Source organism: Chryseosolibacter indicum (assembly GCF_018598585.1).
In the GTDB taxonomy this organism is placed as follows: Bacteria; Bacteroidota; Bacteroidia; order Cytophagales; family Cyclobacteriaceae; genus Chryseosolibacter; species Chryseosolibacter indicus.
Window position 1 is genome coordinate 1 of record NZ_JAHESD010000105.1, and the last position, 10,003, is coordinate 10,003.

7 protein-coding genes are annotated in these 10,003 nt (G+C 39.1%); 3 read left to right on the forward strand and 4 right to left on the reverse strand.

Annotated elements, in window-relative coordinates:
* The first annotated feature begins 80 nt into the window (after positions 1–80).
* Both KK060_RS23925 and metK read left to right on the forward strand, forming a co-directional pair.
* Positions 81–797, forward strand: coding sequence for an SAM-dependent methyltransferase (locus tag KK060_RS23925; protein ID WP_254157646.1), 717 nt, complete (start codon positions 81–83; stop codon positions 795–797).
* 59 nt (positions 798–856) lie between these two features.
* Positions 857–2,113, forward strand: a complete 1,257-nt coding sequence (gene metK / locus KK060_RS23930) for a methionine adenosyltransferase (protein ID WP_254157648.1) — start codon at positions 857–859, stop codon at positions 2,111–2,113.
* A gap of 162 nt (positions 2,114–2,275) precedes the next feature.
* Here the strand turns inward: metK and gldJ are convergent, their stop codons facing one another.
* Positions 2,276–3,499, reverse strand: coding sequence for a gliding motility lipoprotein GldJ (gldJ, locus tag KK060_RS23935; protein ID WP_254157650.1), 1,224 nt, complete (start codon positions 3,497–3,499; stop codon positions 2,276–2,278).
* A gap of 500 nt (positions 3,500–3,999) precedes the next feature.
* Positions 4,000–7,377, reverse strand: a complete 3,378-nt coding sequence (gene mfd, locus KK060_RS23940; RefSeq protein WP_254157652.1) for a transcription-repair coupling factor — start codon at positions 7,375–7,377, stop codon at positions 4,000–4,002.
* Between the two features lie 292 nt (positions 7,378–7,669).
* Between mfd and KK060_RS23945 the strand changes: the two genes are divergently transcribed.
* Complete coding sequence (locus tag KK060_RS23945; RefSeq protein WP_254157654.1) at positions 7,670–8,164, forward strand: peroxiredoxin family protein; 495 nt, start codon at positions 7,670–7,672, stop codon at positions 8,162–8,164.
* Here the strand turns inward: KK060_RS23945 and KK060_RS23950 are convergent, their stop codons facing one another.
* Both KK060_RS23950 and KK060_RS23955 read right to left on the reverse strand, forming a co-directional pair.
* Positions 8,165–9,382, reverse strand: a complete 1,218-nt coding sequence (locus tag KK060_RS23950) for a THUMP-like domain-containing protein (protein ID WP_254157656.1) — start codon at positions 9,380–9,382, stop codon at positions 8,165–8,167. It abuts the gene before it with no gap.
* A gap of 11 nt (positions 9,383–9,393) precedes the next feature.
* Positions 9,394–10,003: lipid-A-disaccharide synthase N-terminal domain-containing protein (locus tag KK060_RS23955; protein WP_254157659.1), on the reverse strand; the 610-nt coding region annotated here is incomplete at its 5' end.

Genomic DNA, 10,003 nt, shown 5'->3' on the forward strand with positions numbered 1-10,003 from the left:
TTGAATAACAATACCGGCGACTAATAAAATAATCCCCGCTATCATTAGAAATTTTCCCATCTTTCAGAATCGATTTTCAAATGGCCAACAAAGGTAAGTTGTTTTTGATTCCAAACGTAATCGCTGATGGCACTGTTGATTATGTTATTACCCCCCAGGTAAGGGAAATTTTACCGGAAATACAGCATTTTGTGGTTGAAAACATACGAACCGCCAGACGTTTTCTTAGCAGTTTAAAATTATATCCGGCAATAGAGAGTCTTCAATTTCTTGTTCTGGATAAGGACACCAAGCCAGAGGATGTAGCAGCTTTAATGGAGCCATTATTTCACGGTCACGACGTGGGTGTTATATCTGAATCGGGGTGTCCCGGTGTTGCTGATCCGGGTGCTTTAGCAGTAAGCTTTGCCCATAAAAATGATGTTAAGGTTATTCCCTTAGTGGGACCATCTTCCATTTTATTAGCACTGATGGCTTCCGGACTTAACGGGCAAAAGTTTGCATTTCATGGTTACATACCTATTGACAACAAAGATGCATCGGTAGCGATAAAGGCTTTCGAGAAGGAGTCTAAAAGCAAGCATCAAACACAGATATTTATTGAAACTCCCTATCGAAACAATGCAATATTTAAACTGTTGGTTAATAACCTCCATGAAAGTACATTGTTAACAATTGCTGTAAACCTTACGGCCACTGATGAAATGATTTTAACAAAGACCGTTAAGTCGTGGAAATCGATAAAAATCGAATTGCCAAAAGCTCCCGCAGTTTTTTTATTTCTTACTAATCCCTGACAATTTTTTCCTAACGCTATTTGCCATAAATTTGCCGACTAAAATCAAGACAATTAACTATGCCTTATCTCTTTACCTCAGAGTCTGTATCTGAAGGCCACCCTGACAAAGTTGCAGATCAAATCTCAGACGCACTTATCGATTACTTTTTGGCTTATGACCCAAGTTCAAAAGTAGCGTGCGAAACACTAGTGACAACGGGTCAGGTAGTACTTGCAGGAGAGGTAAAATCTGAAGCGTACCTCGACGTTCAGGACATAGCTCGTGAAGTGATCAGAAAAATCGGATATACCAAAAGCGAGTACATGTTTGAAGCAAACTCATGCGGTATCTTTTCAGCTATTCACGAACAGTCACCTGATATTAATCAAGGTGTAGAACGTAAAAAGAAGGAAGATCAGGGTGCTGGCGACCAAGGTATGATGTTTGGTTACGCCACCAACGAGACTGATAACTACATGCCTCTTCCCTTAGAACTAGCCCATTTACTGTTGCGTGAGCTATCTGTTATAAGAAGAGAAGGTAAAGTAATGAAATATCTTCGTCCAGATGCTAAATCTCAGGTTACTATTGAATACAGCGATGACAACCGCCCTCAGCGAGTTGATACTATCGTAATTTCAACACAGCATGATGAGTTCGGAAAAGATGCTGCAATGCTTAAGCAGATACGTGAGGATGTTATAAACATTGTAATTCCAAGAATTAAGAAGAAGCTTCCGAAACGCGTCCAGCAACTATTCAACGATTCAATCAAATATCACGTTAACCCTACAGGAAAGTTTGTAATTGGTGGACCGCACGGTGACACAGGTTTAACTGGCAGGAAGATTATTGTTGATACCTATGGTGGAAAAGGTGCTCATGGTGGTGGTGCATTTTCGGGTAAAGACCCTTCAAAAGTTGATAGGTCTGCTGCTTATGCCACACGCCATATTGCTAAAAATCTCGTTGCTGCAGGCTTATGTGACGAAGTGTTAGTACAGGTTGCTTATGCTATTGGCGTTGCTAAACCTGTTGGATTATATGTTAATACTTTTGGAACCAGCAAAGTGACATTGAGTGACGGAGAGATAGCAAAGAAGGTAGAAAAGATCTTTGACATGAGGCCTTACTTTATCGAGCAACGTTTCAATTTAAGAACACCTATTTACTCTGAGACTGCCGCCTATGGACACATGGGTCGTGAATCGAAGGTTGTTGAGAAGATCTTTAACAAGGGTAAAAACAATGAATTGAAGCTTAAAGTTGAACTTTTCCCTTGGGAGAAATTAGATTATGTAGACCAGGTAAGAAAAACATTTGGAATACAATAAGACCTGAAATAGGTCAAACAAGAAATAAAAAAGCCTTGAACTTATCCTTCAAGGTTTTTTTATTCTGTTTAAATGATTGCCTCTTATTAACAGGCAAGGCATATAAAAACAAAAGAGCCATCTAAATGTTAGATGGCTCTTTTATTGAAGTACTCTTAAATGTTAGTAGTTAGAGCCTGCTCTGATCATTGCACACCTGAAACCAATTGTTGCAGTTGCAGAATCCTGATCTAAAAATCTTCTTGTACCAGGTGACATCCAATAGGCCACGTCTTTCCATGAACCACCTTTATATACTCTCGAACGATCCGAAACAAGGGAAGTAAATGCTTCAGGGTTCTTTTCAGCATTGTTATAGTTCTTAGCATCGTCTAAGAAACCATCTCTTCTGATAGGGTTTAAGTCATCGAAATCCTGATAAGAGGTAGGACGATAAACATCTTGCACCCACTCACTAACATTACCTGCCATGTTATATAAACCATAATCGTTTGGAGGATACTCATAAATATAAGATGTAATTAGAGCACCATCATTTAAACGACCTGCTATACCTGCATAATCACCACGACCTCTCTTAAAGTTAGCTAGCATATAACCCATTTGCTTTCCATAAGGATTACGAACGGCATGGCCATCCCAAGGATAAATACGTTGATGCGTTTGCATCTCTTCAAGCCATTGTGTTCCGATAAGAGCTTGTGCTGCATATTCCCACTCTGCTTCTGTTGGAAGTCTAAAGGCAGGAACTACAATACCAGATTCCAAAGGAATGCGTCCATCGCTTTCAGCATATTCTTCGCCAGCATCCTGAGCCAGTTTTAAGTTTACTGCACGGGTTCTCCATACAGCGTACTTACTAGCCTGATTCCAAGTAATACCTACAACAGGGAAGTAACGGAAGCCAGGATAACGGAAGTAGTGTTCTACATATGGATCATTAAAAGCAAGTTTACCAACCCATACTGATGTATCTGGAAGTGCAGCCTGGTAAGCCTCCTGAGATGAATCTTTAGCCAGATAATGAACGTATTCTAACCAATGTATATTAGCGATCTCTGTTTCATCCATATAAAAAGATGCTACAGAAACTGTTCTTTCAACGTTGTCGCGGTAAGACATAACATCTTCTTCAAAGGAACCCATCACAGCACGTCCTCCCTCAATAAACACCATATTAGGAGCATCAGGTTGTCCTTCATATGGTTTTACCATAAAACCACCAGCATCTTCATCATTAAAAGCAAGGCCGGTCGCGCTGCTTACTTGACCTGGATTTGATGCAGTGGGCTTGCCGCCGCCTCCACCAAATAATGAGCAGGCTGATAGAGCTACTGATCCGCCAACGACATACAAGAGAGCTCTGAAAGAATACTTCATTTTCATTTTCTGTTTAAAACAATTGCTAATATAGAGAGATAATACCATGTTTTCCAAGCCGTCACAGCCGATTCGGTGAATCTCTGGTCGAATAAAGCCGGATAATATACCTAACGTTATGTAAGATTTTGCTATTGTTACAAGGTCTTAGTTTATTCTTGAGAATCAGTCTTCCAATTTTGGGAATAAAATCGCTTTTATCCTTCTAAAAAACCAAGTTTGAAGCACCTTTTTGCCGCTTCGTGCTTGTGGCATGTTTTTTCGACTTTTTCCTCCGAAAAAAATGATAATTGCATGCTCTCACTACAGGATTTTCGTGTAATGACTTTCGAAAAAAAGTGTGATCATATCACTTTTAGCGGTTGCTACCTTGCCCAACGAATGTTAGCAGATTGTAAAGTTTTCCTTTATTATGCCGGTCCATTTTTCATTGAAGTGTTCTATTCTTCAAAGTACCAGAAGGTGCTTATGATTAACGCTTTTGACAGAATAGTTGGACTAGAGCCTTATTTGGACAAGATTTCTTTAGCTGATTTAGGTGCCTGACCTGCCATCTTTGAAAGCAGTTCAATTGCAGCATCAACTGTCTTGATATCATCTATTAAAAGCATAGCCTTGCCCGCCTGGTCTTTCAATTTGCACTGACGGGAGTGTGCTTTCACAAAGTTGAGGATTTTGCCGAAGACGTCGGAATTGAAATATTCGTCTCTGGTAGAAATGAAAAATGCTCGTAATTTCTCGTTTTTAAGGCTTAATCTTTCAAAACCAAGCTTTTCGCCAAGCCATCTAAGCCTTACCGAATTTATTAATTCAACTACAGGGGCGGGTAAAGGGCCAAAACGATCCCTTACTTCCTGATTAAACTTCTCAAGTTGCTCTTCATCTTTAATATTATCAAGCCTTGAGTAAAGCTGGAGTCGCTCGCTAATATTGTTTACGTAGTTATCAGGAATAAGGATCTCCAGATCAGTTTCAATTACGCAATCCTGAACGATAAGCTTTGCTTTTTCGGCCAATTCTGAAGCAAACAGTTCTTTAAACTCCGTTTCTTTCAACTCCTGGATTGCATCATCCAGGATTTTGTGGTATGTATCAAACCCGAGGTCAGTAATAAAACCACTTTGTTCAGCTCCTAAAAGATTACCAGCACCACGAATATCAAGATCACGCATAGCTACCTTAAATCCATCTCCCAACTCTGAAAATTCTTCCAATGCAGCTAATCTCTTTCTAGAATCCGATGTAAGTACAGAAGCTGGTGGCGTTAGTAAATAACAGAAGGCCTTTTTGTTTGATCGGCCAACCCGACCTCGCATTTGATGAAGATCTGAGAGCCCAAACATGTGGGCTTGATTAATTATGATGGTATTAGCGTTTGGTATGTCTAGGCCTGATTCAATGATATTTGTTGATACAAGCACATCATATTCTCCGTCAATAAACTTGACCATTACTTTCTCAAGTTTATCTCCATCCATTTGACCATGTGCTATTCCAATACGTGAGTCGGGTACTAACCGGAAAATAAGATTGCCAATTGCTTCTATGTCACTAACGCGGTTATGAACAAAAAACACCTGACCACCTCTTCTCAATTCATAGCTCACTGCATCGCGGATAAATTCTTCATTAAAGGTATGAAGTTCTGTTGTTACCGGCTGACGATTGGGCGGAGGTGTAGCAATAATGCTCAAATCCCGAGCACCCATGAGCGAGAAGTGAAGTGTTCTGGGGATTGGTGTAGCCGTAAGCGTTAGTACATCAACATTTACCTTAATCTCCTTAAGTCGGTCTTTGACTTTTACACCAAACTTCTGCTCCTCATCAATAATTAGCAATCCAAGATTTTTAAACTCTACATCCTTGCTTACAATACGATGCGTACCTATAAGTATATTAATCTTCCCTTCTTTAACTTCGGCTAAAATCTTTTTAATCTCCTTTTCGGTTTTGAATCGAGAGACGTACTCAATGCTCACAGGTAGGTTTGACAGTCGGTCTCTAAACGTGCGGTAGTGCTGCATCGCAAGAATAGTAGTCGGAACGAGCACAGCAACCTGCTTGCCATCTGTAGCTGCCTTAAATGCTGCACGTATAGCTACTTCGGTTTTTCCAAATCCCACATCACCACAAACCAACCTATCCATAGGATGTGGCAATTGCATGTCTCGCTTTACATCATCAGTAGCTTTCGCCTGGTCAGGTGTATCTTCATAAAGAAACGAAGATTCAAGCTCTGCCTGTAAAAACCCATCGGCACTAAAGGCAAAACCTGGGGCTGACTTACGTTTTGCATAAAGCGCTATCAGTTCCTTTGCAATATCTTTTACCCTTTTCTTGGCTTTTGATTTCTTATTCTCCCACTCCTGCGTTCCCAATTTACTCATGATGGGAGGAGAGCCCTCCTTACCTGTGTATTTTGAAATCTTATGAAGAGCGTGGATGCTTACGTAAACCAAATCGTCGTCTCTGAACACAAGGCGAATCGCCTCCTGATCATGACCGTTAACTTCTTTTTTTTCTAGTCCCGCAAATTTTGCAATGCCGTAGTCAATATGTGTTACAAAGTCTCCTGGTTGCAGTGTTTGGAGCTCACGAAGTGTGAGTGCTTTAGACTTAGAAAATTTTTCCTTTGCCCTGTACCGGTGAAAACGTTCGAAGATCTGATGATCAGTATAACAAACAATCTTCAATGTCTGATCTACAAACCCTTGCCTTAATGAGAATTCTAATGGTTGAAATTTGAGTTGGCCATTTACCTCTTCAAAAATACCTTTTAGTCGATCAAGTTGCTTAGGCATATCAGCAGCAATGAAATTACTGTAGTTCTGCTGCTGATGTTCGTAAAGGTTAGAAACAAGAAGTTCAAAATTTTTATTGAACGATGGTTGAGCGGAGGATGGCAATTCAAAAGTTTCCGCTTGTTCTAAAACCGTACGACTGCCAAACTCTATTCTTGTAAACGACCCTGTTTTTACTGTAAAAGAAGAGCCATCATCAAACAACTGCTCAGGATTTGAAATAACCTTAGTATTCCCGCTCTCCTTCAAAATTTTCGAGAAGGAATCACTGGCCCTTTCGAATGATTTTTGAACTATATCTTGTGTTAGCTGATAGTCTTTAAACCAAAGTTTTGATTGCGGAGAAATAAAATCAAAAAATGACTGGCGTTCTTCCTGAACTAATTTTGTTTGAACATTAGGAATGATACTTACTTTTTCGAGTTCATTAACCGATAGCTGAGATCCTGGTTCAAATGTTCTTATACTGTCTACTTCATCACCAAAAAGCTCTATTCGAAATGGAAGTTCATTAGCAAATGAAAATACATCTACAATACCTCCACGAACTGCAAATTGCCCTGCCTCATAAACAAAGTCTGTCTTTTCAAAATCGTAATTCAGCAAGAACTCCTCTAAGAAACCTATTTCAAGTTTCTCGCCCTTATTAACAATAAAAGTGTTAGAGGCTAATGATCTCTTGTTGATTACCTTTTCACAAAGTGCTTCTGGATAAGTAACTACAATTTCAGGAGTTGTTTTATTAGCGAGCTTATCCAAAACTTCTGCACGCATGAGAATGTTTGCATTCTCTATCTCATCATACTCATAAGGCCTTTTATAAGAAGTGGGAAAAAGAAGCACTTCTCTTCCTAACAGATTTTGCAAATCATTTTGAAAATAAGCCGCTTCTTCCTTATCTGTTAAAACCACTACATAATCGTGTGTATGATTCTTAAATGTGGCCGAAAGAACTACTGCATCTAAACTCCCTGAAAGCCCCTTGATGCGGATATTTTGTTGCTTGGGCACATGAATACCTGCAGCAATAGTCTTAATTAAACCGTCTGCCCGATATATGCTTAAAAAATCGCTCGCCCTCACTTATTCCTGGATATCTTAATATTGGAACGCGCAAATATAATGTCAATACTTCTTTTAGTAACAAATTGAGTGTTATTTCTGTTATTTTTGCTTTGATGCACTTCATAGAACGGCTTGCACTTTATATAAGTATTACAGCTTCAATTTTTCTGATCTTTGGTCTTTTCAAACCATGGGTAATGCTATGGTGGGAAGATGCTCAGAACAGAAGAAAGGTTATAAGACTATATGGCTCTATTGCTGTTGTTATGTACATACTTCACTTAACTTTTAAGCTTTTACTAAATTAGTTATGCCTCAACGTATCGCAATGTACATTTGTTTAGTTCTCATACTTATTCAATCATGTTCGAAGAATGAGAAGTCAGCAGAACAAAAACATACACCGGAACATGATGACAGGCCTGCGATGCGACTATCAATGGCTGATGGAAATGATGTTAACGTTAAGGATCTGAACACTAAAATTGTACTGGTACTTTTTCAACCTGATTGTGATCATTGTCAGCGTGAAGCAAAGGAAATTCAACAACATGCAGATGCCTTTAAGGATTACCAGGTATATTTCATATCATCAAATCCCATGGAAATCATTGTGAAGTTTGGCGAAGACTATGAACTAAACAAACAAGCTAATTTTCATTTTGCACAAACTACAGTTGAGAGCGTGTTGAATACCTATGGACCAATAGCTACACCTTCTGTTTATATCTACAGCAAAAATGGAAAACTTGTTAAACAGTTTAATGGAGAAACCGATATTCAAGAGATCATTAAAGTTCTGTAACTATTTTAAACGGGTAGCTGCAATTAGTAGTTTCTCTTTATCGGTTGAACACCCTATCAAATAGTTGTCTCCTCCATCTTTCAGTTTGGTTTTTTTCTTAAGTTCCTCTACAGATAAAGGATAATTTCTAACAAAGATATTTGCTTTACCATCGGGGAAGAATTGCTGCAACGCTTTTGTATCTGGCTTTACCTTATCGATAACCTTAAATACCCTTCCTGGAAACATCTTGAGCTGCTCAGAAGAAGTATAAAGGTGAGTACTGGGATGAAGCTTCTTTAAATTGAAATTCGCACCAATCAACTTAAAGGCGCCTGCTTTCAGAATCGCTGCATTTGGTTCGTAAATAAATGCTCCTAACTCTCCGATGTCACTGTGACTACGTTTTTCCTCCGATGCCTTAAATACGAAACTGTCTTCTGAACTTCCTGTTAGATTAACCGCTTTTATAAGCGGCTCATCATTAAAGCGCTTATCGCAGAAAAAAAGAATTTCTTTGCATTCATTATCAACTGCAAGAACAATAACGGTTTTAACGAATCTGATCTCTTTTAAACCTATTTGCAAATCTAACAGCGGTGATGCCTTAATGAGAAGGAAGCCAAACTTTTGAAAAATCTGGTTCTGCAGTGTTGTGATGTCCGGTTCACAATCTTTTAAACTAAATACCTTTTGTGTTTTAACCCTTCTAGAAGGATCAATATAAATCAGATCTGCATGTTCAAGCGCTTCTATAAAGTGCTCTGCTGTACTATTGTGGTAAGTAATGGAGGCAGCATTAAGTTGCTGGTGATTATGTTTAGCTATCTCTAATAGAGACCGGTTAGGTTCAATGTATTTAAAGGCTTGAAATACGCGGCTTAGAAAGTAAGTATCAACTCCGAAGCCACCTGAAAGATCTATCCCTAAATTCCTTTGTCCTTCAGATAAAAGCTCGCGTATCATATCGGCCTTATATTTCGCTGTTTTTTCTGAAGAAGATTGTTCTATGTTTAACCCTGGCGGATAAAATATTCTGTCTACGCTGTAAAAGGTCGGTAATTTGCCTTTTGCTTTTTGACGGCCTCGTATCTGGTCAGCGACAATGGCCGATGGTACTCCATGAATCAACTCATGCTTTAAAATAAGTTGGGCTACATCATCATTCTCATGTTCACGAATAAAAGCAAGAATTTCATGAGATAACGCTTCAATCAAATCCAGTCCTTTTTCCTGCAAGATAAGTCTTACTACGCTTGTTTTGGTTTATAATGAAGCTGAATGTTTCTAATAGCTGCTAGTAAACCCAAGCCTTGGGCAAAGAGCAGAACTGGATCAAAACGGTCCAATGCATAAATGACTACCATTACAGATCCCACAGCCGTCATTACCCAAAAACCAACCGGCAAATCAGATGTCTTTGTTTTTTCAGCATAATACCATTGATAAAGAAAACGCACGTTCAACAACAGTTGCCCGATCGCACCAATCATCATAATAATATCTAAGAAACTCTGGGTACTAAAATCGGCGGTCATTCCTGAAGAAGGCAGAAACACCCAAGCAACAGTAACGAAAGGAAGTACTATAGAAAGGAATCTAAAAAAAGATGGCATCGTATTCCAGGAACCTTCGAGTTGTAGATTTCTAACACAAATAATGTAAGACAAAGCCTGACCCAAAATGATCACAAAGTCATTTTGAAAAATCCCATATAGGATGAAAAGATAGGTAGCTACAAGGCTTATTTGCCAGTAAATTACAGGCGACACCACCCTACCCTCTTTTTCTGAAAGCAGCCATTGTATAATTAGCCGGGCGGCAAACAACCCCTGTGAAAAAAAGCCTAGGGCATATACC

Bases quoted from the DNA above. Each gene is read 5' to 3' on its own strand.
- KK060_RS23925 (WP_254157646.1), top strand. From the start codon at position 81: ATGGCCAACAAAGGTAAGTTGTTTTTGATTCCAAACGTAATCGCTGAT.
- metK (WP_254157648.1), top strand. From the start codon at position 857: ATGCCTTATCTCTTTACCTCAGAGTCTGTATCTGAAGGCCACCCTGAC.
- gldJ (WP_254157650.1), bottom strand. From the start codon at position 3,499: ATGAAAATGAAGTATTCTTTCAGAGCTCTCTTGTATGTCGTTGGCGGA.
- KK060_RS23945 (WP_254157654.1), top strand. From the start codon at position 7,670: ATGCCTCAACGTATCGCAATGTACATTTGTTTAGTTCTCATACTTATT.